Source organism: Shinella zoogloeoides, assembly GCF_022682305.1.
GTDB classification, from domain to species: domain Bacteria; phylum Pseudomonadota; class Alphaproteobacteria; order Rhizobiales; family Rhizobiaceae; genus Shinella; species Shinella zoogloeoides_B.
In genome coordinates this window covers 3,619,710-3,643,895 of the sequence record NZ_CP093528.1, presented here as the reverse complement: position 1 = coordinate 3,643,895, position 24,186 = coordinate 3,619,710, and the positions used below count along the sequence as shown (strand labels likewise).

23 protein-coding genes and 3 pseudogenes are annotated in these 24,186 nt (G+C 55.7%); 9 read left to right on the top strand and 17 right to left on the bottom strand.

Going from position 1 to position 24,186, the window contains the following annotated elements:
* Positions 1-25: 25 nt before the first annotated feature.
* The 3 genes and pseudogenes from istA to MOE34_RS18130 form a co-directional block, all read right to left on the bottom strand.
* A pseudogene (gene istA, locus MOE34_RS18140) lies at positions 26-1,198 on the bottom strand (IS21 family transposase); the annotation flags it as partial.
* Positions 1,199-1,531: 333 nt separating this feature from the next.
* Positions 1,532-1,939 carry a hypothetical protein gene (locus MOE34_RS18135; protein WP_242218929.1) on the bottom strand — a complete coding sequence of 136 codons (408 nt, stop codon included), beginning with the start codon at positions 1,937-1,939 and terminating at the stop codon, positions 1,532-1,534.
* Between the two features lie 81 nt (positions 1,940-2,020).
* Positions 2,021-2,686 (bottom strand): annotated as a pseudogene (locus tag MOE34_RS18130) (IS256 family transposase); the annotation flags it as partial.
* 98 nt (positions 2,687-2,784) lie between these two features.
* Between MOE34_RS18130 and tnpA the strand changes: the two are divergent.
* The 4 genes from tnpA (at position 2,785) to MOE34_RS18110 (ending at position 5,494) form a co-directional block, all read left to right on the top strand.
* The gene (gene tnpA / locus MOE34_RS18125) at positions 2,785-3,165 is read left to right on the top strand and encodes an IS66-like element accessory protein TnpA (protein WP_242217622.1); all 381 of its coding nucleotides are present in this window, start codon (positions 2,785-2,787) and stop codon (positions 3,163-3,165) included.
* A 50-nt stretch (positions 3,166-3,215) separates the two neighbouring features.
* Positions 3,216-3,509, top strand: a complete 294-nt coding sequence (tnpB, locus tag MOE34_RS18120; RefSeq protein WP_242217624.1) for an IS66 family insertion sequence element accessory protein TnpB — start codon at positions 3,216-3,218, stop codon at positions 3,507-3,509.
* A gap of 63 nt (positions 3,510-3,572) precedes the next feature.
* The gene (gene tnpC / locus MOE34_RS18115; RefSeq protein WP_242217625.1) at positions 3,573-5,198 is read left to right on the top strand and encodes an IS66 family transposase; all 1,626 of its coding nucleotides are present in this window, start codon (positions 3,573-3,575) and stop codon (positions 5,196-5,198) included.
* The gene (locus MOE34_RS18110; RefSeq protein ID WP_242223907.1) at positions 5,198-5,494 is read left to right on the top strand and encodes a hypothetical protein; all 297 of its coding nucleotides are present in this window, start codon (positions 5,198-5,200) and stop codon (positions 5,492-5,494) included. Before tnpC ends, MOE34_RS18110 begins: the two co-directional genes overlap by 1 nt.
* Before the next feature lie 15 nt (positions 5,495-5,509).
* Here MOE34_RS18110 and MOE34_RS18105 read toward each other — a convergent pair.
* From MOE34_RS18105 to rfbB, 14 genes and pseudogenes are all read right to left on the bottom strand, one after another.
* Positions 5,510-6,049: pseudogene (locus MOE34_RS18105) on the bottom strand (transposase); the annotation flags it as partial.
* A gap of 463 nt (positions 6,050-6,512) precedes the next feature.
* Positions 6,513-7,040, bottom strand: a complete 528-nt coding sequence (locus MOE34_RS18100; protein ID WP_242218926.1) for a GNAT family N-acetyltransferase — start codon at positions 7,038-7,040, stop codon at positions 6,513-6,515.
* Positions 7,037-7,315: a DUF1778 domain-containing protein gene (locus MOE34_RS18095; protein WP_242218922.1), complete on the bottom strand. Its 279-nt coding sequence runs from the start codon at positions 7,313-7,315 to the stop codon at positions 7,037-7,039. The genes MOE34_RS18100 and MOE34_RS18095 overlap by 4 nt, the downstream gene beginning before the upstream one ends.
* Positions 7,316-7,725: 410 nt before the next feature.
* Entirely contained in the window at positions 7,726-9,045 is a 1,320-nt protein-coding gene (locus MOE34_RS18090) for a sugar transferase (RefSeq protein WP_242218920.1), read from the bottom strand.
* A 30-nt stretch (positions 9,046-9,075) separates the two neighbouring features.
* The gene (locus MOE34_RS18085; RefSeq protein WP_242218918.1) at positions 9,076-10,197 is read right to left on the bottom strand and encodes a glycosyltransferase family 4 protein; all 1,122 of its coding nucleotides are present in this window, start codon (positions 10,195-10,197) and stop codon (positions 9,076-9,078) included.
* 33 nt (positions 10,198-10,230) lie between these two features.
* On the bottom strand, positions 10,231-11,316 hold the full coding sequence (locus tag MOE34_RS18080) for an EpsG family protein (protein ID WP_242218916.1): 1,086 nt from the start codon (positions 11,314-11,316) through the stop codon (positions 10,231-10,233).
* Positions 11,317-11,387: 71 nt separating this feature from the next.
* Complete coding sequence (locus MOE34_RS18075) at positions 11,388-12,512, bottom strand: glycosyltransferase family 4 protein (protein ID WP_242218914.1); 1,125 nt, start codon at positions 12,510-12,512, stop codon at positions 11,388-11,390.
* Between the two features lie 52 nt (positions 12,513-12,564).
* Complete coding sequence (locus tag MOE34_RS18070) at positions 12,565-13,491, bottom strand: glycosyltransferase (protein ID WP_242218912.1); 927 nt, start codon at positions 13,489-13,491, stop codon at positions 12,565-12,567.
* Positions 13,475-14,098 carry an acyltransferase gene (locus MOE34_RS18065; protein ID WP_242218910.1) on the bottom strand — a complete coding sequence of 208 codons (624 nt, stop codon included), beginning with the start codon at positions 14,096-14,098 and terminating at the stop codon, positions 13,475-13,477. Before MOE34_RS18065 ends, MOE34_RS18070 begins: the two co-directional genes overlap by 17 nt.
* Positions 14,095-15,339 carry an O-antigen translocase gene (locus MOE34_RS18060; RefSeq protein WP_242218909.1) on the bottom strand — a complete coding sequence of 415 codons (1,245 nt, stop codon included), beginning with the start codon at positions 15,337-15,339 and terminating at the stop codon, positions 14,095-14,097. Before MOE34_RS18060 ends, MOE34_RS18065 begins: the two co-directional genes overlap by 4 nt.
* Positions 15,336-16,448, bottom strand: a complete 1,113-nt coding sequence (locus MOE34_RS18055; RefSeq protein WP_242218907.1) for a DegT/DnrJ/EryC1/StrS family aminotransferase — start codon at positions 16,446-16,448, stop codon at positions 15,336-15,338. The genes MOE34_RS18060 and MOE34_RS18055 overlap by 4 nt, the downstream gene beginning before the upstream one ends.
* Entirely contained in the window at positions 16,445-17,329 is an 885-nt protein-coding gene (locus tag MOE34_RS18045; RefSeq protein WP_277955655.1) for a WxcM-like domain-containing protein, read from the bottom strand. Before MOE34_RS18045 ends, MOE34_RS18055 begins: the two co-directional genes overlap by 4 nt.
* Positions 17,326-18,198 (bottom strand): glucose-1-phosphate thymidylyltransferase RfbA, encoded by an 873-nt coding sequence (gene rfbA, locus MOE34_RS18040; RefSeq protein ID WP_242218905.1) that lies wholly within the window; start codon positions 18,196-18,198, stop codon positions 17,326-17,328. Before rfbA ends, MOE34_RS18045 begins: the two co-directional genes overlap by 4 nt.
* Positions 18,195-19,271 (bottom strand): dTDP-glucose 4,6-dehydratase, encoded by a 1,077-nt coding sequence (rfbB, locus tag MOE34_RS18035; protein ID WP_242218903.1) that lies wholly within the window; start codon positions 19,269-19,271, stop codon positions 18,195-18,197. The genes rfbA and rfbB overlap by 4 nt, the downstream gene beginning before the upstream one ends.
* 302 nt (positions 19,272-19,573) lie before the next feature.
* On the opposite strand from rfbB, the gene MOE34_RS18030 reads away from it, so the two are divergent.
* From MOE34_RS18030 to MOE34_RS18010, 5 genes are all read left to right on the top strand, one after another.
* Entirely contained in the window at positions 19,574-20,308 is a 735-nt protein-coding gene (locus MOE34_RS18030; protein WP_242218901.1) for a glycosyltransferase family 25 protein, read from the top strand.
* 73 nt (positions 20,309-20,381) lie between these two features.
* Positions 20,382-21,608 (top strand): O-antigen ligase family protein, encoded by a 1,227-nt coding sequence (locus tag MOE34_RS18025; RefSeq protein ID WP_242218898.1) that lies wholly within the window; start codon positions 20,382-20,384, stop codon positions 21,606-21,608.
* Positions 21,609-22,097: 489 nt separating this feature from the next.
* A complete protein-coding gene (locus MOE34_RS18020; protein ID WP_242218896.1) occupies positions 22,098-23,513 on the top strand; it encodes a tyrosine-type recombinase/integrase in 1,416 nt (471 codons plus the stop codon).
* Positions 23,503-23,805, top strand: a complete 303-nt coding sequence (locus MOE34_RS18015) for a helix-turn-helix domain-containing protein (protein ID WP_242218894.1) — start codon at positions 23,503-23,505, stop codon at positions 23,803-23,805. The genes MOE34_RS18020 and MOE34_RS18015 overlap by 11 nt, the downstream gene beginning before the upstream one ends.
* Positions 23,806-23,817: 12 nt before the next feature.
* A complete protein-coding gene (locus MOE34_RS18010; RefSeq protein ID WP_242218892.1) occupies positions 23,818-24,186 on the top strand; it encodes a type II toxin-antitoxin system RelE/ParE family toxin in 369 nt (122 codons plus the stop codon).

The window sequence follows — 24,186 nt, the reverse complement described above, 5'->3', positions numbered from 1 at the left end:
GCTACGTGGGATCGCCTACACGCTTACCCTGGAGTGGCGCTGCCTGATCCAGCGCATTGATCTTCTGCTCGATCAGCGGCAGGTAATGGACAGGGTCGAATATGACGTCTTCGCGTTCCCAGCATCGCGGATGACGCGCGATAATCTCGCCGCGGCAGCCGATCACCACCTTGTCCACATAGCCCCGAACCCAGACGTCCTGATGGCCGTAGGCGACCGGCACGGAATAGTCGTTCGTCTTGTAGCGCACCAGCGACTGGGCAGTCACAACAGCGCTGGCCTGGTCGCAGGCATCAAACGACGACGCCGGCAAGGGACGCATGGCCGCAAGATCGCGCTGCAGCCGTTCTCCGATCGTCTCGCTCTCGCCCCGCAGCTTGTCGCGCTGGCGTTTGCGGCACTGCTCTTCCAGAAAAGCGTTGAACGCATCCCATGTCGGGAACTGTGGGATCGGTACCATGAAGTTGCGACGGGCATAGCCCACGAGACCCTCGACATTCCCCTTGTCGTTGCCTTTCCCCGGACGACCGTAGCGATCCCGGATCAGATAGTGGGACAGAAAGCCGCTGAACAGCGCTGCCCGCTTGCGTGTGCCGTCGGGCAGGATCTTTGCCACCAGGCAACGGTCGTTGTCGTAGACGATCGACTGCGGCACGGCTCCAAAGAACGCGAACGCATGGATGTGGCCATCCACCCAGGCCTCAGCCACCGCCGCCGGATAGGCCCGCACGTAGCAGCCGTCGCTATGCGGCAGATCGAGGACGAAGAAGCGAGCTTTCTGCTCGACGCCGCCGATCACCACCGTCGCCTCGCCGAAATCGGCCTGCGCATGGCCCGGCGGATGCGACAACGGCACGAACACCTCCTGGCGGCGTTGATCCCGCTCGCGCATATAGTCCTTGATGATCGTGTAGCCGCCGGTGAAGCCGCACTCGTCACGAAGCCGGTCGAATACCCGTTTGGCAGTATGCCGCTGCTTGCGCGGCATCACAATGTCAGCTTCCAGCCACTGCTCGATCGTTGACACAAACGCATCCAGCTTCGGCCGTCGGATTGGTGTTCGTCGCTGATAGCCGGGCGGTGTCGAATAGGCCACCATCTTGGCAACGCTGTCACGCGATATGTTGAAATGCTTTGCTGCCTGACGCTGCGTCATCCCTTCGGAAACAGCCAGGCGAACCCTCAAATAAAGTTCCACGGTGTAGATCCCCTGTCCCTCCTGCGATCATTGCAGAAAGGAAATAGGTGGCCGGATTTTACTCCGCCCGCGGCTGGATTATTCCGCCGCTACCGTGGCCGACTTTTCCACCGCCGCTCTCATGCTCAACATATGCGCGAACTCAAACGTAGTCGCACAGCAATCGGGTTTCGCAGGAATGTCCCCTGATTGGATAAAACAGGAAAACTGCCCGAAACTGAAGTCGAAATGACGTTCAATTTGACGGGGGCTTAGCAATGGCTGTGGAGACTCTACACGCCGAGCACCGGCACATCGCAGCTCCCCACTTCGACGTGCGTCAACCGGCCGGAATCAATTCATTTGGCGCTTAGAATTGGTGATGTAGGGCGTCCCACTCATAGCGCCACGGTAAAAGCCTTCATCCAAGAAATGGAGCAGTTTTTTTGCGTCCGCCCGGCTTCCCGGAAGGACGATGCGATTATGTTCGATGACAATCGGAAACTCATGTTCCGCCGCAGCAGCGCCAATTGCTGCGACATTATACATATCCAAGGTGCCTCGGGAGCTGATTGCGTTCACGAGCTTTCTTATCCCTTGGTCCGCAATGCCTTTGAAGCCCGCGACATCCGCGACGCTAAGGCTCGCGTGTTGAGCGAAGGTTTCAATCTGTGCGTCCGTTGCCTCGGCATATAGCGACGCGAGATCGAATATCATCCTGACGTTAGAATAGCTTTTAAACCGGAGCGATTGGTGGTCCATTATTCCCGCGAGACGATCGTGTCCCGCAGCGTGGTGTAGCTTCGGCGCTCGCCGTGCCTTCCGGACAGAGCCGGGAACGTGTCAGCTTGCCGCTGGCAGGCTGATGAGCGGATCATCGCTCATTGTGGCGATGGTCTCAAGGGTCATGTATCGGGACCGCTGGACGGCCCATTCGTCGTTCTGTTCAAGCAGCAGTGCGCCGACGAGGCGGACGATGGCGCCATCGTTGGGGAAGATGCCGACGACCTCGGTGCGCCGCTTGATCTCGCCATTGAGGCGCTCGATGGGATTGGTGCTGTGAAGCTTGGTCCAGTGCTGCCTGGGAAAGGTCATATAGGCGAGCACGTCTTCTTCAGCGGTGTCCATGAGTTGGGCGAGCTTCGGCACTTTCTGCCTGATCTGGTCGGCGACGTTGCGCCACTGAGTGCTTGCGGTCTCCGGCGTATCCTGGGCGAAGGCCGTGGCGATGAAGGCGGAGACCACTCGTCGGCCGCTCTTTCCGGCATGGGCCAGCGCATTTCTCATGAAGTGAACCCTGCACCTCTGCCAGGTAGCCGATAGAACCTTGGAGACAGCGGCCTTGATCCCTTCATGGGCATCGGAGACCGCGAGCTTCACTCCGCGCAGGCCTCGCCTGGTCAGCTTGCGCAGGAATTCTGTCCAGATTGGCTCAGCCTCGGATGTGCCGATCTCCATCCCAAGCACCTCGCGTCGACCGTCGGTGTTCACACCCACGGCGATGATGAGTAACCGCCCGATTGCGACCGCCTGTCGGGAATGTCCAGGCTCGTTTATGAGCCGTCTATAACGACGTCGTTAGCGACGTGTTTTAGGCGAGGTCTGCGATGCGCGTGGAAATTCTCGGCGATGAACGTCGCCGACGTTGGAGTGATGAGAGCAAGCTGGAGGTCGTGCTGTCGGTAGGCATCGACGGTGCGTCGGTGACGGAGGTTGCGCGCCGGCATTCGGTGACGCGGCAGCAGGTTTACACCTGGCGGCGTGAATTGCGGAAGAAAGGCTTGCTCGCGCCGCCATCGACGACGGTGTTTCTGCCGCTGGACATGCCACCTCTCGGGGGCAGCAAAGAGGCTCCGGCTTTTGATGGCATGCAGGCTTTGCCTGCGATGATGGAATTGCACTTACGCTGCGGGCGAAGCCTTCGCTTCAGTGGCGATCTTGATGTGGTTGCACTGAAGCGCCTGATCCGGGCAATCGAGGCGGCATGATCGGGCCTGGGACAGGTGTTCGTGTTTATCTCGCCTGCGGTGTCACGGACATGCGCAAGGGGATCGAGGGGCTGGCAGCTCTTGCCCAGGATGTGCTGCGCCAGAAGCCGACGGGAGGCGCGGTCTTTGCGTTTCGGGGCAAGCGGGGCGACCGTTTGAAACTTTTGTATTTTGATGGCCAGGGGTTCTGCCTCTATTACAAGGTTCTGCAGAAAGGTCGGTTTCCCTGGCCGTCGGCAGCAGATGGGACAGCCCGGTTGACGTCTGCTCAACTGGCGATGCTGTGGGAAGGGATTGATTGGCGACGACCCGACTGGGGCGCTCCTCCAGCCCGTGTTGGTTGATTTTATCCCACTGAATCTGCGTGTTTTTATGGATATTGAGCCTGACCTGTGGTAGTCAGGTTCATGTCGAATGTTAGCCAAAATCTTCCCGACGATCCGGCCTTCCTGAAGGCGATGATCGCGTCGCTTGAGGCGAAGAACGCGAAGATGTCGGCGACCTTGCAGGCGCATGATCAGTTGATCCAATCCCTGCGGCTACGCATCGCCAGGCTCAAGAAACATGGCTTCGGCAAGTCATCGGAAAAGATCGAACGGGAAATCCAGCAGTTGGAACTGGCCCTGGAGGACCTGATGATTGCCGCCTCGGAAAGCAGAGCCGAGCCGCTCGCCGAGGTCAAGGAAACGGAGCTTGGGCCTCCTGAGGCAAGCAAGCCGGAAAAGACCATGCGACGCCGTCCGCGCGTGTCGGACAAGGCTGCTCGCGAGCGCAGGGAACTCGACCCCGGAACGCACTGCCCCGCTTGTGGTGGCGAATTGCGGCTTGTTGGTGAAGACGTCAGCGAAATCCTCGACATGATCGCCGCACAGATGAAGGTCATCGAGGTTGCTCGGCTGAAGAAGTCCTGCCGTTGCTGCGAGAAGATGGTGCAGTTGCCCGCGCCCAGCCGTCCGATACCGGGCAGCATGGCGGGCGCAGGACTGCTCGCCTACATCCTGGTCTCGAAGTTTGACGACCACCTGCCGCTCTATCGCCTGAACGAAATCTTCGCCCGCATGGGCGTTGATATCCCCGACAGCACGCTGGTCGATTGGTGTGGCCGCGCCATGCGGGTGCTCCTGCCGCTGATCGAGTTGATCGAAGCCGCGATCATGAGCAGCGATCTTCTCCATGCCGACGACACGCCGATCCGGGTTCTTGATCGTTCTGTGCGAGACAAGGGGCTGGGGAAAGGGGTGAAGAAGGGCAGGCTCTGGACCTATGTCCGGGACCAGCGCCCATGGGCGGGCACAGCTCCGCCCGGTGCGGTCTATTACTTTGCTCCCGACTGGAAGCAAGAGCATGTTCAACGTCACCTCAGCCAAGCAAGCGGCATCCTTCAGGCCGACGGCTACAAAGGTTATGCGAAGTTGTATGAGGCCGGAGCGGACGGGACACGCCGCTTCCGCGAGGCTTCGTGCTGGGCGCATTGGCGGCGCGACTTCCATGATATATGGACCTCAAACAAGTCCGAGATAGCCCGCGAGGCTCTCGACCGTATCGGCGCGCTTTACGATATCGAGCGTGAGGTTGCAGGCAAGCCTGCCAATATCCGTTTTGCCGCGCGCCAGAAGCACAGCAAGGCAAAGGTCGAAGCCTTGCGTGTCTGGGCCGAGGCGCAACTTACCCGCATCCCCGGCAAGAGCGATCTGGCGGGAGCTTTCCGGTATGGCCTGAGCAGGTGGTCCTCGTTCTGCCTGTTCCTGGAAGACGGTCGTGTCGCAATCGATAACAATGCAGCAGAACGGGCGTTGCGTCCTATCGGCGTTGGAAGGCGCAACTGGCTCTTCGCGGGTGCCGACACTGGAGCAGAAACCTTGGCGCGGGCCATGACAATTATCGAAACCGCCAAGATGAATGGCCTTGATCCGCAGGCCTATCTGGTTGACGTGCTGGACCGCATTCAGGATCACAAGATCAATCGCCTGGCGGAGCTGCTTCCATGGAACTGGAAGCCGATGACGGCAGTTATCTGCGCCGAGGCGGCCTGATGGCAGCGGTTCGCTTCGTCTTCACTGTCGATTATGTCGCCGAGATCCTCGATGAGGACGTCGACCTCCTCCGGGAGATCATCAGCAATGATGACAATCTGACCTATGGCAATATAATCAGCGTCGTAACCGGAGACGACGAGAGTACGTCAGCTTTAACAGACGATGGCGTTGACGAACTCAGGCAGATGCTCAGCGACGCGCGTAGGTCTGCAGAAACATGGCAGGAGTTCCTCGATTGCTTCGTCCTCGACGAAGACATCGCCGCACGCGTCAAGACATATTCCCCACGGTAACAATCGGGCGGTTACGATGATGACGGCAACGGAGACGATGCGGCCGCCGCGACGAACCTTGAGGTAGGTGGCATCGATCCACAGATAGGGCCATTCCCCTTCGATGGGTCTGTCGAGGAAGGCCTTCACCTTGTCATCGATCTCTTCGCACAACCGAGACACCTGGCTCTTGGAGATGCCCGACATGCCCATGGCCTTGACCAGGTCGTCGACGGAGCGAGTCGAAACGCCCTGGATATAGGCTTCCTGGATCACCGCCGTCAGAGCCTTCTCAGCCATCCGGCGCGGCTCAAGGAAACTCGGGAAATAGCTGCCTGTGCGAAGCTTCGGAATGCGCAGCTCGACGGTGCCAGCACGTGTCTCCCAATCCCGGTCGCGATAGCCGTTACGTTGGGCAAGTCGGAACTCATTCTTCTCGCCGTAGCCCGCGCCGGTCTTCGTGCCGACCTCCAGCGCCATCAGCTTCTCGGCAGCAAAGCCGATCATCTCGCGCAGCAAATCGGCGTCGGCACTCTTCTCAACGAGTGAGCGCAGGTTCATCATGTCGTCGGTCATCGGTGATCTTTCCATCAGGTTGGTCTTCAACAACCCGACCCTACCGGAAAAACACTGGTGACCGCCGCTACCCTGCTACACCACCTCCAGGGACACGATCGCTAGAAACGCCGAGCGCGCCCACTAACAACCGCTGACTGGTGATTTGCGCCGACGTTCCTATCCTGACTAGCAGTCTCGTTCGGACTGTTTTAATCGGTCTTGTCGGATGGATTACTGAGCGAAAAGATCGCGATTTTCCGCGTCTGAGGTTAGCAGTTGTGGGGCCGATAGCGGACTTCGGCGAACCGCGGCGGTCTTGCCGCTTTCGTCTCTCGCGTTCGAGAAGCAGTCAGACCGCAGGCGGCCCCATATTAGTCATTCAATATGATCGCTTAACTTCCTTCGTGATTTTCAGATACCTGTAAAAGTATACACAACGACAACCTCGTGAATACAGATCGCAGTCAAATGATTGCTCCCGTCAGAGAAGGCCTTTGGCCTTGAGGTCGGCGGCGAAGGTTGCAAGCGGCATGACCAGCGTGAGTGGGCGGTTCTCAAGCGGCTCGGCCCCGTAGCCGGCATACCATTGCGCTGCCCGCGCGCCCTTGGCGTCGATGATCAGCAGCACGCCGCCGGCCTCGGCCGCGATCCGTAGGCAGCGCAACGCAACGGCCGCGAGGAGTTGGCCGCCCAAACCCTGGCCCGCTACCGTCACGTCGGTTGCGATGCGTGCCAGCTTGAAACCGCAAACCTCGTGCTGGGCCAATCCTTTCGTCATCGATGCCGGCACAACTTCATGGGCTATGGCGGAGGGAGCGACGGTGTAGAATCCGAGCACGCGATTGGGCGTGGCAACGTCGATCGCGCAGAAAGTCTTTGAGGCATTCTGTTCGTGGCTTTGACGCGCGTAGCGCCGGAGGAAATCGTTCATCGCGGGATCGCCGCAGTCGAAGGACTGTCGATCATGCGACTTCGCGATTGCTTCCTCTCTCCAGGCGGGCAGTGTCATAGGGTGTCGGGCAACGCCGCGATTGCCGCCCGCAGCTTTGCGTTGGGCTTGGGCGGATTTTCCAGCAGCTCAAGCACGCGCGCATGATCGCGCGACGAGAGCCGAACGACCTCGGCTGCCTCGATCACGGCTTCGGCCTCCCGCAAGACGGTCTGGGTCACGAAGTTGGTCAGGTCGGTGTTGCGCAATGCGGCCGCGCGCACGAGCTTGGCCTTCGTTTCCGGCGAGACACGCAGATTCATGCGCTTGTTGTCATCCACGGCAGCTTGGGGCATCTCCGTCTCCCTTGTGAAGTGTACTTGTTCAAGATGTACGTGATCTTGGTCTGATTTTCAAGACTGTGCGTCTTGATGGCGTACATTATCCTCCGGTCGTCGCTGCTATGGTGCGTTTAGGTGGTCCCGCAGGGGAGGGCTTCCTATTAAGCCTTTCCGGTCAACGCCCCAAGGCCTCCGTATACCGGCCGTAAGATTCCGCCGGACTGTCGTATCGGATTGTAGTACAAGACTGTCGTACAGGAATATCAGGTGATAAGGATTTAGTAAGCTTCTCAACGGCTTGAAATGAGGTGGATTCTCTAGCTGGGAATCCTGGCGCCCCAGCCATTTCTCGTTTGTTAATCTGAAGGGCGATTTCTAATCTCGTGACCTGCGAATTAACCCTCGCGTCGCTGTTCTCGCGACTGCTATCGCGCACCAGATCCAAAGAGGACTGTGCGTATTGTTTTAAATAGGACAAGCAGATCAAGGTCGAAAGAGAGGTGTTTTATATAGTAAAGATCGTAGGAAAGTTTGATTAATGCCTCTTCCGGGTTGCTTGTATATCCACTATTGACTTGTGCCCAGCCTGTTATCCCGGGAAGAACAAGAAGTCGATGGGTATATTTTGGAATTACGCGCTCATATTCCCGAGAAAGGTCCATTGCTTCCGGGCGCGGGCCGATAAGAGACATGTCGCCAATTAAAATATTATAAAGTTGGGGTAATTCATCTAGGCGAACTCTGCGGATAAATCTGCAGCCAGGCATAATTCGATTATCGCCGATATTTGTCGCGCCGCCGCTGGTACCTTTATACATTGTGCGGAATTTGTACATGCGGAAGCGGCGACCGCCAAAGCCGCGTCGAATCTGAACGAAAATCACCGGCTTCCCATCAAGGAAATACAGAAAAAGTGCGACAAACGATGCGATTGGTAGCGTTAGCGGTAGCGTGATAATAACAGCCAGAACGTCTAGGCTACGCTTGAGGCGGGCATATATTAACTGGCTTGGGCTATAGTTAAGGTGCGTAATATCGAAGCTGGAAATATCCAGCCGACCGCGCTGTACTTCAAGATAACGTGTCCAAGGCATGATTTCGATGCCGCCCAGATAGCAGTTGGCGAGAAATGCCGACCAGGCCTCACTATGATGCTCATGCGGGTCGATCAACACGATTTCGTTGTTTGCAAGGTCTGCGTCGGGGCCAGATAGAATTGGTAGGCCACCCAGTTCACTCATCACATCTGTGGCTCGGTCGAAGGGTGCAAGCGCTGCCCGTGCTCCAAACTGGCGGTGAAATCTGAGATTGGCATAGACCATCACCGTCAACACGATTGGGAGGCACCACAACAACGCCAGGTAGCTTACTGGAATGCGTAGGGCCGAAAGGACGCTTACCGCGACGCTGAATAAGCCTATGCTGACGATAGAGGCGGCGACGACTGGTGCTTCGTGCCGGCGAAAAGCCGACAGGATGGCGGCAGAAAATACCGGTACGCAGGCGAGTGTGCCGATCGTCGAGAGAATATTGAGCCAATCGTCACGGCCCCAACGAGTGGTAATGGCGACATAAGTCAGCGCCAGCAACCCTATGGTTACAGCGACAGAACCTGCAAAACTGCGCAGCTCGCGCAAATATTTATGGCGGCGCGTCCGCCCACCCTGCGCAGTGACATAGGAAAGATCGCGTACGGGATAGTGCGGGCCAGATTTGCGGCGCACTCGTCTTGCCCGTTTTTCCACTTGCAGCCCCGATAAACGTTCGGAGCTTCATCACAGCTCCATGATTTCCATCATTCGCGCGTTGATTGCCTTTACATCAAAGCGCTCCTCGGCCAAAATACGGCTCTGTCTGCCCATCTCGACGATCAGGGCGGGATTGTCAATGAAATGCTGCATGGCGTCGGCGAGCGATGAGGCATCGCGAGGCGGCACCAGAAAGCCGTTACGGCCTTCGATTACGGTTTCGCGGCAGCCAACCCAGTCGGTTGTAATAATGGGACGTGCCATGGCCATCGCTTCTTGAATGCTGCGGGGAACGCCTTCTCGATAAAAGGAAGGTAGGACGAAAACACTGGTCTGTTCCAACCAGGGACGCACAGGTACGTGTCCGGTCCATTCCACCGATCCATCGGCCACCCAAGCTGAAAGCTCTGCCTCGCTTACGGACTCGGGGTTGCTGTCGCGTCCGCCTACCAACAAAAACCGGATTTGTGGATTGCGCATTCTTATGAGGCGGGCTGCTTCGACGAACTCGACGACCCCTTTGTCCCGCAAGAGGCGGGCTACCAAAGTAAAGGTCACAGGGGCCAGGACCGGTGGGGCCGATCGCCACTGTCCAAGGTCGACGCCAATACCGCCGAGCTTGACGGCCTTTTGTGGCAGCGCAAGATTCATGCGCGTGAAGTCGGCAATATCATCGTCGTTGAGGAAAAATATGCGTTTGGCGCGCTGGAGTGAAAAACGATAAAGCCCCTTGACCAATCGGCGAAGGCCCCTCTTGGCAAAGCCATCGTCCGGGCGCGCCATAAACACATAGCCAAGTCCTTCGATCATGGCGAAGCAGTGGGGTACGCCGGCAAGCCAAGCTGCGATCGTGCCATAGATGACCGGCTTGGCGGCGTAGGCAAGAATAAGATTAGGTTTTATTTTCACCAAGCTTCGCCACAATGAAACGAGGGTCGTTAGATCGGCGAGTGGATTTGTACCGGTGCGCGAAAGGGTTATCTCGACCGGCTGCGCTCCAAGCTGCCGCAAAGCCTGTTTCGCAGAATTGTCAATTTCTGGTGCTAGCGCATAGACCGTGTGGCCGCGTGCGACCATATCCGTGATCAGCGGGCCGCGGAAGTTGATCAGCGAAAAGGCCTGATTGCCAATAATTGCGATTGAGGTCATGCGTACATTTCCGAGGACAGCGGCGGATACTCGTTAGAACAGGTGAAACAACAGGTTGTCATAGGGAAGCCAATATTCGGCAAAGCGAGAGCGCATGAGCCAGACCGTCAGCATAGCACCATATAAACCAACCACCGCGATTCGGAACATCTGTTGTGCGACGAAGGATTTGAGTTCTGCCTCGACGAGGTTGGCGACGTGCAATTGAAGAGGGATAAAATAGAGTCCCAGTCTGTCGGCAAAGGTTGAAGTGAGGAATGCGAGTGGTAATAGAATGAAACTTCCAAGCGCAGATAAAGTCCAGATGCCATTGCGAGAGTTGAGAAGAGTCTGCTGGCGCACCAGCCAGATAAAGATTGCGCCCGCAAGAAATCCCAAGCCAAGCCGAGGTAGCGCGCCTGCGGATTGCATTATGTTGGTATCTGGGGTCGATACATAAGCTTCCGATACATAGGCCCCAAACAAGAAATTCAGGCGCCCGGCAGATAGTATTATAACGTAAGTCCCTGCAATGGCTGCCATTAAGGCTGCTTGCAATGCGTTCCTCCAGTTTAGGGGGAGGCTGCTCAGTAATATGGTTGGAAGAAAGAAACCGGCTGCCGTAAGGTGAAATAGGGCGGCGAGCATCACGAACCCAATGGCACTCCAAAAATGCTCTCGTTCCAACGATAGGATTGCAAGCATACAGATGCCTATGGCTGCTGACTGTCGTGTATACCCCATATAGACAACGATAATAAGATAAGGCGTCGCCACCACAAGGCTCAGCCATGGGTTGGCCCGACTACGACAGAATATAGAAAGTGGTATTATCGCCAGCAAAGCGCAAACAAAGTTTGGAAAGTATATTCCGCCAAATTTATTAGATCCGACCCAGTTTATAAGAGAGTATCCCGGCTCCAATATATGTAGTGCGGTACCAAGTGAGGCGCCTGATGCAAGATTAAGTATTTCATGATAGCTTCCCCAATCCCCCCCAATTTCTTCTCGTAATCCAACAAATAGTACCAATGAAATAACCAATAAAATAAAGAAATTCTTCTCTCTATGTTTCAGGAATTTCTCTCCGAGCAGGGCGGAAAGAGCGATGATCGCATATAATATGTAATATGTAATCATTTTCCCTTTTTTCTTCGTCTAGGTAGGTGGTTTTAACGGTGTCTTGGTAGTTTATTGTTGATTATATGTCATCATTTATCCGCCCACGATTTGTAGTAATTTTCCGCCATAGTCTGCAGGGAAAAATTATCTTCGATGCGCTGCCGCACCTGCTGTTTCCTAAGTATCCAGTTTGGAGTATCTCTGATCTCGCACAGAGCCTCCGTGATAGCGTTGGCTAAAGCTTGAGCCTCCCTGGGCGGAACTACCCAGCCGGTTGCTCCGACGATGTCTTTGGCGTCTCCGACATCAGTAACGATGCCGGGAACGCCGCAAGCCATCGCCTCGGCAACAACATTTGGAAATGCTTCATTGTAAGATGGTAACACGTGTAAATCGAGTGCGTTCATCACCGCTGGGACATCAGTCCGACGGCCAAGTAGGTGGACGTTGTCGAGTAGGGCGGCCGCGTATAGTAATTCCTGAAGTTCGGAATTGTTCTTATCGCAGTCAGAGCCGGCCAAGACGAGGTGTAGATGCGGATGCTGCTCTCGCACAACGCGTATTGCCGCTATTAGATTGGCGTGATCCTTCTGCGGGTCCCAACGTCCAACTGTTCCTACTACATATGCGTCATGCGCAATGCTGAGCTCCCGACGCACGTGCTCACGCGCCAGCAAGTCGGGGCAGAAAAATGAAACATCGTACCCGTTAGGTATGACTGTAAACTTTACAGCCGTATACCCTCTGCATATGTGAGCGTCACGGGCTTTCTTCCCACAGGCAATGATCTTGGTCGGAATATATCGTGAAAGTCGCGCGCAGGCCCAATCAACCAGCCTAGTGCTATTGCCAGTCGTTCCTGGAATGAGCGTAGTATGATGAATGCCCCAGTAAACCTCGGTTCCGCCAATAAGCTTGGCGACAACACCACCAATCAGATTGGCGTGAAACATCCATGTCTGTACTATCTGCGGGCGCTCCTGACGCAGGATTATCCAAAGTTGTCGGAGGCCTCCGAATGTTAGCCTGCCTTTGGGCATGTTTAGGCTTTTGACTGGTATTCCCTTCGCCTCAAGCATTGAGCCATACTTGCCGGAATCGGTTAATGAAACAACGAGATGGTGGTCGCCGGGATGCTCATAGGTGGCAAGACGGTAGAGTGTCGCCTCGGCGCCACCGTCTTTTAATCCGGTGATAATGTGAACAATTTTCATTGGATTCGCCGATGATTCTTGTGTGTTTTTAGTTTTTCTTCGCAATATATATTCAATGTAGTATTCTCTCAGATTTATTAATGCGCGCCTTAAGTAATTCATATAGTTTATTTGGAAGGATAATTATTGCTACAGCGTGAAGTTTCATTTTCATCGGGGCATCGATTGCTGAAATAATATAATATAAGCTCTTAATTGGGGATTTTTTGCCAATTGTGATGGCGGTTGTTATAAGGGAGGCTGCAATGGCACGATTGAATTGCTTGTGTTCTTTGTATTTATTTAGTATGAGTTTACGCGCATCGTGCATGGCGTAAACTCGAGCGTGAGTGTTGTTATCATGAAGACGGTATTTTGATACAATAAAGGGTGTGGATTTTAGCTTGAATTTCTCATTTTTGGTAATTTTCAGCCACATATCCCAATCTTCGATTATTACATCCTCGCTAAAGCCGCCAACGCTTCGAAGTATTTCTGTCTTTAATAACGAGGCTGGAGCCTGCAGACGGGCTGTGCCTAGGAAGATATCGGTAAATATCCATTCCCCTCGCTGTCCTCGCACACCAAGCGACTTTCCCTGATCGTTTATCATCTCGACAGCGCCAAACGCTCCCGCAAGATCATTTCTATGCCGTAATTCGCGTACCAGAAAGGCAATCTTCTCCGGCAATGCTGCATCATCCGATGCAAGCGGTGAAAAATATTCCCCTTGTGCCCACTCCAAGGCTTCATTGAGCGTTGCGCTTAGTCCTTTATTCAGTCGGCTGCGAAACTCGAATCGGGCAAAGCGTCGCTGGCATGCTTCAATATAGGAACGTATAATTTCAGCAGAATTATCGGCTGAACCATCATCAATGATGATCAACTCAATGTTCAGATAAGTCTGATCGAGAATACTCTGAATAGACTCTCCCACAAACTGAGCATGATTGTAGGAGGGAATACAGATGGTGACGAGCGGTTCAGTGATTTGTGTCATGATCTAGCCTGGAGTCTGGTATGCGGCCAATTACCCGGGCCGGAATGCCGCCTGCGATGACATTGGCCGGGATATCAGTACTGACGACCGCTCCACTGGAGATGACAGAGTTTTCACCGATTGTCACTCCTTTTAATACCGTCACATGTGATCCAATAAATACGTTGGAGCCAATAGTTACGGGAGCGGTGCGGATACTGCCATCTAGACGACGTTGTGGATGAAGGTCGTGGAAATCGGAGTCGTAGACGGTAAAATTGGTCCCGATTAAAGTTTGAGCCTTGATTCGGATCGTCTCGCGCTGCGCAATAATAACGGCTTCATTGTTGATCCAGACGCCATCTTCAATCAGCACCACAGCTGTAATCTCTCGGGCTTCGATGTAGATGCTGCCGCTAAGGAAATGTGCAGAAGGCCACACCCCCAGATTGCATTTTCCGAGGAAAATTTTTCCTTTTCCTAAAAGTATTGTTGGTTGTATACTTTTGGAGAGATTCCGAGCTGGACGGTTATTTGAAAGTAAGAAATAGAAGAACCGACGCGGGATCTGTGATGATTTTATCAATATAAAATGCAAGCGATTCTGAATTTTCCGAAGTAATTTCATTTTATATTTCTACTTATATAGGAAATCATAAAGGCGAAATGCAGCGTGTGATTGACTGCATAAGCTATTTGTGCGCCTTCTACCCCAAGTTTTTGAGTCCCTATCACCACCAGTACGTACCATAGGGCGCCGAAGGTAATCTCGGTTAAGATGAAAACGCGAGCCAGTCCGCGCGCTAGGAGAACGTAACCTAAGAGCCACCCGCAAATCTTTACCACATCGCCTGTCATCTGCCAGCGGAAGAGTGCAGTCATGGGAGCGAAATCGGAAGTGAATAGCATGGCAACGATGAAATCGCGCAGTAGGTAGATGGCAAAAGCACTGATAGCGGTGAGCGGGATGAGCAGGCGGCAGCCGTGCATGATTTCCCGCTTTATCTCGTTTGCGTCGCGGATTTCTGCAAGGCGCGGCATATAGTAGACTGAGAGCGGAACGGTGACGACCATGAGATACAGGCTGCTAATCCGCATCAAGGCTTCCCAATAACCGGCGTAGATGGCACCGAACTGGCCGGCCAGATGTTGACGGATAAGGATCTGCGTTAGCGGAATCACGGCGGCTGAGGTCAGGGCCATGGCTGTGAACTTGAGTAATTCGCGCAGTGCCTCGTTATCGATGCGGCCAAATAGCATGGAGGGGCGCAACCAGGGCTGGCGCAGGCATAGCGCTGCAGAAACGAAGAAAATGATTGCCTGATTGAGGGAGAGTGCGATCAGCGCGCCGCGCAAGCCTAGCCAGATCGTCAGCGTGCCAATAAGAATCAGCCCGATGAGGCTGCCTGTAATATTAATAAGGACAAATAGCCCTATCTGCTTCTTGCCGTTGAGAATGGCAAGCAACAGCCCGTTGAGTGCAATAAACAGCAAGCTGAAGCCTAGCCAGAGGAAGGCGTCCCATAAAGCGCTGTCCCCCAGCACCATTGCCGACAATGGCGCGCTTATGGCAATCAGCAACATCCCCGTTAGCACACTTCCGACAATGCAGATCGTGCCTGCCGTGCGCCACGTGCCGATCTGCCTAGTCTCATCGTCAAAATACTGGGCTGTTCGCTTCGTTACCCCGGCATTGACCGCGCCGCTGGCGAAAGTCGTGAGTATCGCTACAAGGCTCTGAAACTGGCCGATTATAGCGTAGCCAGCCGGTCCAACATAAATGGCCAGTATCTTGTTGAGGGCGATCGCGTTCAAAATGCGAATGCCGACGGCAATCGCATTGAGAAGGCTGGTTTTGATAAGAGTCACGAAATGGGCCTGTGGAAGGCCCGTATCGCGTCGATCACGAGATCGACGTCGCTGTCGGTCATGGTGGGGCCGATAGGCAGGCTGAGGACCTCGGCATGCATGGCCTCGCTTATTGGGAAATCGCCTAGCTTATAGCCCAGATACGAATAGGCCTTCTGTAGGTGCGGCGGAATGGGATAATGAATGAGCGTGCCGATATCGCGCTTCTTCAGAAATTGCTGCAAGGTCCCGCGCCGGGCGCTGCGGATCACGAAAAGGTGCCAAGCGGGTTCGGCGCCTATGGCGACGTAGGGCAAGGTCAGGTCTTCGATATCGGCTAGCGATTCGCAATAGCGGGCGGCAATCGCGGTACGCCTATCGTTGTCTGCATCCAATCGCGGTAGCTTAGCGCTGAGGAAGGCTGCTTGAAGTTCGTCAAGACGGCTGTTGAAGCCAAGCACCTCATTCTCGTATTTATGTCGCGACCCATAGTTGCGCAGCATGTCAAGGGACTGCGCCAACTCAGCGTCATCAGTCGTTATCGCGCCGGCGTCGCCTAGCGCACCCAGATTCTTGCCGGGATAGAAGCTGAATCCCGCTGCGTCGCCGAGTGCGCCGGTTCTCCGACCGCGCCAGCGGGCTCCCTGCGCCTGTGCGGCGTCCTCCAAAATCTTGATTCCGTGGCGCCGTGCGATGTCGCCAATCGTGTCCATGTCGGCTGGCTGGCCGTAGAGGTGCACGGCTACGATCGCTTTGGTTCGCGGAGTGATTGCCGCCTCGATTAGGGCCGGATCGATATTGAAAGTCCTATCCACCGGTTCCACAGGCACGGGCGTGGCGCCCGCGTAGGTCACCGCCAGCCAGGTGGCGATATAGGTGTTGGCGGGCACGATGACCTCGTCGCCTGGGCCGATGCCCCAGGCGCGCAGCACCAGATGTAGGGCTTCCAGTCCGTTCCCGACGCCAAGTGCATACGTACTGCCGCAATAGTTAGCAAAAGCTGCCTCGAAGACAGCCATTTCCCTGCCCATAATCAACCAGCCGCTTTCAAGGACGCGCTCGAGCGCATCATGGAAAGTAGCCTTGTCTTGCAGATTGATGGATTTGAGGTCGAGGAAGGGGATCGTCATTCGGATTCCGCTGAAAGTGTACGTAAAACGCGGGCTGGATTGCCAATTACGACTGCTCCGTCGGGGACATTTCGCGATACCAAGGACCCGGCACCAACCATTGCATTTGCACCAACAGTGACGCCCGGAAGTATGGTGGCATTGGCGCCGATGCTGGCTCCTGACTTAACAATCGTACGGGAATAGGCCGATGGCTTTTGGCGCGAACGAGGAAATGGGTCATTGGCGAAAGTCACATTCGGTCCAATGAACACATCATTTTCCAAAGTTACCCCATCCCAAACTTGAACGCCGGACTTTATGGTCACCCTATCACCAATAATAGTACCACCCTCGATTAAGACGTGGGCACAGATGTTGCAATCAGATCCGATAACCGCTTTGTCCAAAATAACAACAAATTGCCAAATGCGGCTCCGTGCGCCAATAGTTACTTCACGTACATCCGCCAATTGGTGGATAAATGGGGCATCCTCGTTTCCGTTTTTCGTCGCTTCGATAAACTCACCATAGTCGCGTATGTAGTCCGCTTCATCGTAGATAGCGCTGGCCAAGACCAGCAACACGCAATCGGGCGTAAAATCATGCATTTCACGCCATAACATGGGGCCAACATAGAGACCTCGAGTCGGGTCGTCTAACCGGACGTTCTCGCGTTTCCGGCCGTCGTCCAGAACGAAGCTGCAGGCACCGGCAACACAGATGGCAACCTGTTCGAGCGCCTTGTGGGCGTGAAAGCCGCGCGGTTCGTCTGGTTGTGGATCGCATAGATAGTAGACGCGGCGGATAGTAAAAGGGACCTGTGCTCCGGCTTCTGCGACGCAGAGTTGTCCGCGTGCATCGGTGAGGGATTTGAGGTCGATCCAGCGAACCAAGCTCATGGGGAAGCCTCTGATAGGGACAGGAGATATTGCCCGTAGCTGGTCTTGTCTAGGCGGTGTCCCGCCTCGCGAATCTGGGCGCGAGTAATCCAGCCATTATGGAGTGCGATTTCCTCAAGGCAAGCGATCTTCAGGCCTTGTCGGCTCTCCACCGTTTCCACGAAATGGGCCGCCTCTAGCAAGCTTTCGTGCGTACCGGTGTCGAGCCACGCAAAACCGCGCCCCAAGACCTTGGTGCGCAGCGCGCCGCGCGCGAGATAAGCCTCGATCACACTCGAAATCTCTAATTCTCCGCGCGCTGAAGGGCGCACAGTCCGTGCAATGTCGCATACCTCAGCGTCGCAAAAATAAAGACCTGTAACTGCGAAATTGGATTTTGGCTGCTGGGGCTTTTCCTCCATGCCGGTCACCCTGCCATCCTGATCGAACGTGACGACGCCGAACCGTTCCGGATCTTTGACACGATAGGCGAAAATTGTCGCGCCGGATGTCAGGGCAGCAGCGGAGCGAAGCATGGGAGAAAAGCCCTGGCCGTAGAATATATTATCTCCCAGAACCAGTGCCGCGCCTTGCCCGCTCAGGAATTCCTCTCCAATGAGGAAGGCTTGCGCCAAACCGTCCGGTCGCTCTTGAACGGCATAAGTCAAGGTAATGCCGAACTGCGATCCGTCTCCCAGCAGGCGGCGGAAATTGTCTTGGTCCTGCGGGGTGGTAACAAGCATGATCTCGCGAATGCCTGCCAACATAAGCACCGACAGCGGATAATAAATCATCGGCTTGTCATAGATCGGCAAAAGCTGCTTGGAAACGCCTTGCGTAATCGGATAGAGGCGGGTTCCTGAGCCGCCAGCCAACACGATACCCTTCATCGATCCGCTCCTCCCGCTAATCCCAGCCGCTCGAGACGATAATCGCCAGCGACCAGCGGTCGCCACCACTGCGGATTGGACAGATACCAGGCTACAGTTTTGGCTAGGCCGGATTGCAAGGTCTCCTGCGGAACCCAGCCGAGTTCGCGCTCGATTTTGCCTGCATCAACGCCGTAACGCCGATCATGGCCTGGGCGGTCGGCGACAAACGTAATAAGGTCGGCGTAGTCGCGTATGCCTTCGAGCCTTTCAGGAGCCTGGCGGTTCAGTTCGCTGCAAATGGCGCGAACGAGGTCGATGTTACGCCATTCGTTGTGTCCTCCAACCATGTAGGTCTGTCCGACGGTGCCATGGGCCAGCACGGTGAATAAGGCGCGGGCGTGATCCTCGACAAACAGCCAGTCCCGAACGTTTCTACCGTCGCCATAGACCGGTAGCGGTTTGCCGGCGAGAGCGTTCAGAATCATATGGGGAACAAGCTTTTCCGGAAAGTGGCGGGGCCCGTAATTGTTCGAGCAATTGGTCACCAGAACGGGGAGTCCATAAGTGCGATGCCAGGCTCGCACCAGATGGTCAGACCCTGCCTTGCTGGCAGAATAGGGTGAGCTTGGCTCATAGCGCGATGCTTCGGAGAATGCTGGCGCGTCTGGCTCGAGGTCGCCGAATACCTCGTCGGTGGAGATGTGCAGGAATCTGAAGCTGCCCTGTCTATCCGGCGGAAGCCTAGACCAATATCGCCGTGCGCACTCCAACAGAACAGAGGTGCCGAGGACATTGGTTTGAATGAATGCGGCGGGCTCATCGATAGAGCGGTCTACATGTGATTCTGCCGCCAGATGCATGACCGCATCAGGCTTGTGTTGCTCGAATATCGCGGCAAGCGCATGTCCGTCGCAAATATCGATATTTGCGAAACTGTAGTCAGCTCGTTTTTCCACGTCTGCAAGCGAGAGTTTGTTTGCCGCATAAGTGAGCTTGTCCACGTTGACAACTGACACACCCGGTCGGGCAAGCAGATCGTGAACAACGGCGGAGCCGATAAAGCCATATCCACCGGTTACAAGAATTTTCATTTCGTTCAAACTGCCTGATACTGCTGGAAATCCGGTACACTGTCTGTATGCCGGCTGTGCGCCGCCAAGTTAAGATGTCCGTTATAAACAAGCGCAGGGCGCCCTGAATGTGCAAGTCTCGGACCGAGGCATCTCGACACATATCACATCCCCTCCTCATTGCAATCGTTCGCAGGATGATCGCGTCCGTTCCACTTTGAAATCGAAACGCGCCTTGCCGGTTGCAAAGTCGAGCCGAAAGTAGTACGCGCTGCCGGAAAGTCGAGGCTTACGCGCGCGATATCTCGGGAAAATGGTTGGAAATGAGTCTTCGTATCTACGCGATCAATCTCGACCGTTCAATTGATCGCTGGAACGTACTGTCCCGTCAGGCGGAAGCCCTTGGTCTTCCCCTTTCTCGCGTGCCCGGTCACAATGGTGCGGCGATATTGCCTGAGGACCGCATTGATTGCGATATGCGGGCCTTCGAGCGTAACAACGGTCGTACGATCTTGCCCGGCGAATACGGTTGTTATCGCAGCCATCTCGAAGCCCTCGCCGCCTTTTATCAAACCGGCGAGCCGGTGGGTGTCATCGTAGAAGATGATATCGAGCTTTCTGCGGACCTTCTCGTTCGCGCTGGATCTGCCGTCGAAGCTCTACCGGAGGCGGATGTTATAAAGCTTTTCAATCATCGTATTGTCGGTTTCAAGCGTGCCGTGGTGTCGAGAACGGGCGATGAAATTGGCCGTACGATGCATGGCCCCCAAGGCTCGGCTGCGTGCTATGTGGTCACACATCTAGGCGCCGAAAGGCTGATCGAAGGCTTGAAAATCATGGAGTACCCGTGGGATGTTGCACTCGAACGAGGCTGGGCTTCTGGTGTGCGCATTTACACGACGCGTCAGGATGTAGCTTCTCCTACGCGAGACGGGACAACGATTGCCACGCAGTCAGCCTATCGAGCTTCAAAATTTCCATGGTGGAAGCGGTTAAGGACCTACGGCATCCGCATCGTCGAAGCCGCCCGCAGGATTGCCTATGTGCACAACGGCTGATTTTCGAGGGGGCGCGTGTGAACGCGCGCGTGCTCCCCTGTTTTCCATGCTCTGGGCAATCATGGCGTCGGCCATGCTCATCGAGAGTGACGTCTATCGCTATGTGACCATCGCTCTCGTGATTTTTGCGCTCGTTTCGCATCGGGCGGATGTAAGGTGGCTTTCACGCGATTGGCTTGCGCTTTTGTGCTATGCGTGGGCGGTATACGCAGCGGGTCGTTTTGCGTTCGGCGTATTCGTTTTGGGCGAAAGAGGGGCTTCGGAGTGGCTTTATATTTTTCCGATTTTCTTCCCGCTCATGGGCGTTGCCCTCTATAACACCCGGCGCCATGTCTTTTCTGCTGCAACGTTGCTTGTTGTTTGCGGGTTTTTTGGTTTGATACTGACCCTGGATTTCCCTACGCTTCTTTCAGGGCAACGGGCCGCCCCGTTTTATCATCATAACCCTATCCACGCCGGAATCGGCAGTTGCATGCTGTTCCTGAGTGCTGTCTTCTGGCTACTTCATGCCGCCGAGACGGGAAGGCTTCGCGGCAGAATGCGCTGGTTCTTCTTGTCGATCGGCATTGCGACAGCCGTTCTCAGTCTCATCGGTGCGTTGGGTTCGCACTCGAAGGGCGCGTGGCTTGCGCTTGCCGCGACGGTCGCCTTCATGGGGATCCTCAGCCTTTTGCGCTATGCTGGTAAGTGGAGGCTTCACCTTTTGGGAGTCTTGCTGCTTGCCGCCGCTGCTGCCGCGATGTTCGCAGCGCCTTTCGTGGAGAAAGTAGCTGGGCCGACCATGGAGGCGGCCACAAAGCTAACCAGTGATACTATCGCCACAGAAGGGCCGCTCACCGCGATGCAGAAGGCGATCGTCGATCCGGCCACCCCGTCCTCAATGCGCGAGCGCCTGGAGTTATGGTCGAATGCCATAGAGTTGATCCAGGCTGCGCCGTGGGTCGGGTGGGGTAATGAATGGCTTCACAAGTGGTATGGAACGACCTATGCCGATGTCGGCTACACGCTGATCCACAACGGTTACCTTGAAATCATGGTCCGTCATGGGCTGCTCGGTATGCTCTTCCTCTTCGTTTTTGCCGTGGCTGCGGCCCGCAGGACGAACGATGTCCACCGTCGGGGGATCATTTCCTCAAGTCTTGCCGCTTACATCTACAGCCTAAGCTTCTTTTTCTTTTGCACCATAGCCACGAACTCCAATAACCGTCTCGCGCTTGGGGAATCCTTCTTCATTCTGGTGGCTGCGGCTGTGTTTTCCTTCACGCTGGCCAGACGGAAAGCTGAGCAAGAGCCGATCTGACGTTCGTTATGGCCACATTAGCTCCTGCTGCGCGAGAGCGATTTGGCTCATGGCTCGGTTAATCCGGTTCGTATCCTGCATCCTGAAACGGTCGTTGGCGCATCGCTTACCGCTTCTGTATCAGGACGCTACCGATCGCGGCTGTGGGATGCCATATGCCGGCTTTCAGTCTGGCGTGCCTCGAAGCAGGCCTCATTGTAGGCCGAAGAGATCGCTTACGCCTGAAATGGCTGAGAAATCAGAAGCGCTCAAGCCAAATTGGTGCCCCATGCCGGAATCGAACCAGCACTCCTTTCGGAACTCGATTTTGAGAGATCGGATATGCCCTATCCTTTGTATATCCGGCAGTATCCGATTTCACGATAACCGATTGTCAGCACTAGCTTTTTTCGGTTTTCAGAGCACACATACCTAGCCGGAGATACGCCACGGTTGGCTTTCTAGGTGCACCTATGTTGCACCTGAAATCCGACCTCAACGGAGGTTAGGATGCCCAAAATCAAACTCACAAAGACTGCTGTCGACACCGCAACTCCGCAGGAGCGCGATTACGAACTCAGGGATACGACGATACCCGGCTTTCTTGTCAAGGTCACCCCCGCCGGCCGCAAGATTTTCATGGTGGCCTACGTCGCCCACAATGGGCAGCGCCGAAAGCCCGCGATCGGTCGCTACGGCGAGATCACTGTCGAGCAGGCGCGCAACATCGCCCAAGACTGGCTCGCGGAGGTGCGCCGAGGTGTTGATCCAAGTGCGGAGCGTGCGGCGGCCCGACAGGCGCTCACAGTGAAGGAGCTGTTCGATCGCTTCATCACCGACTACTCGGAAAGCCGCAACAAGCCCACGACGGTCAACTCCAACCGGGGCTATGGCAAGCGCTACATCATCCCGATTCTAGGCCAACTCAAGGTGCCCGACGTCACACGTGCGGACATCGCTCATCTCATGAAGAAGATGGGCAAGAGTCCGACGAACGCCAATCGGGTCCTGGCGGCTGTCCGTAAGATGTTCAACATGGCGGAGGTCTGGGGGCTGCGTCCTGATGGCTCCAATCCTTGCCGGCACGTCCCGAAATACCCGGAACGCGGCAAGACCCGCCTGATCACCGACGCCGAACTGCGCAAGCTCTTCGAATATCTCGACCGCGCCGACGCCGAGGGGTTGGAGCATCCTTTCATCCTTCTGGCCATCCGGCTTCAGTTCGAGTTCGCCGCGCGCATGTCGGAAATCCTTCAACTCGAATGGGCGTGGATCGATTTCGACAACCACCGTGTGGTCTGGCCCGACAGCAAGACGGGCGGAATGTCGAAGCCGATGAGCGCGGAAGCGCTTCGGCTACTCAAGACAGCGCCACGGCTGGAGAAGTCCCCATTCGTATGCCCGTCGGTCTTCGACCCTAACCTGCCGATGTCGAAGCACACATACTATCAGGGCTGGCGGCGCATTCTTCAGCGCGCCGGGCTACCGCACATCGGCACCCACGGTATCCGTCACCGCTCCGCCACCGACATCGCCAACTCGGGTATCCCGGTGAAGGTCGGTATGGCACTCACGGCGCACAAGACCGTCACCATGTTCATGAAGTACGTTCACACCGAGGATGATCCGGTAAGGGCGGCGGCCGAAACGGTTGCGCAGAGGCGTATGTCCATCGTTGGAGGTATCCAGCCTCCTGCGCGCGAGCCGGTGAACACACCGGAGCCGCCATCTGTCGCTCCGGTTGTCGAACTCGCAGAACCTGCTGTCGGCCCCGATGGGAAGCCCCTCGGCTTCGCAGATGGCGCCTATACCTCGCGCACCCGTCTCGGCAATTATAGACCCTATCGTCATCGCAGCGGCGAAAACCGCTCGGTTCCGCCTGGCTCGAAGCGCACCGAAGCGACGGAGGCCGGTCATGTCCGATAGAGCAAAGCCGGATCGCCGCTGGCCAACGCCGGACATTCTCAAGCGCGCCAGGTTCGTCGACGAGGCGGGACCAGTTCGTTTCGTCGACACTGACGCGGCGGCGCGCTACCTCGCCCTCGAAGCACATACGTTGGAGTGCTACCGCTCGCGCGGAGGAGGCCCCGCCTATCATAAGTTCGGCAAATGGGTCCGCTATGCAGTCGATGATCTGGACGCTTGGGCTAAAAGCTGCCGTCGCACCACGACGGTATCGCCAGAACCGCCCCGCATCCTTCCCATTGACCGGATATAGGTTCTAACCTATATGGAATGGGAGGTCGAATTCCACCCCGCCTTCGAGGCTGAGGTTCTGACTTTTGAGCGTGATGTCCGCGTCGCGTTGATCGCCGCCACCAAGCTGCTGTCCGATTACGGACCGCAGCTTGGTCGGCCTCACGCCGACACGCTCAAAGGATCGAAACACGCCAATATGAAGGAGCTGCGCTTCGAGGGCAGCGATGGCGAATGGCGTGCGGCCTTCGCTTTCGATCCCGAGCGCAAAGCCATCGTTCTTGTAGCGGGTGACAAATCGGGCGTCAGTCAGAAGCGTTTCTACAAAACGCTGATCGCAAAGGCGGATCTACGGTTTTCCGAGCATTTGGAAAGCCTGAAATCCGCAAAGAAGGGCAAATGA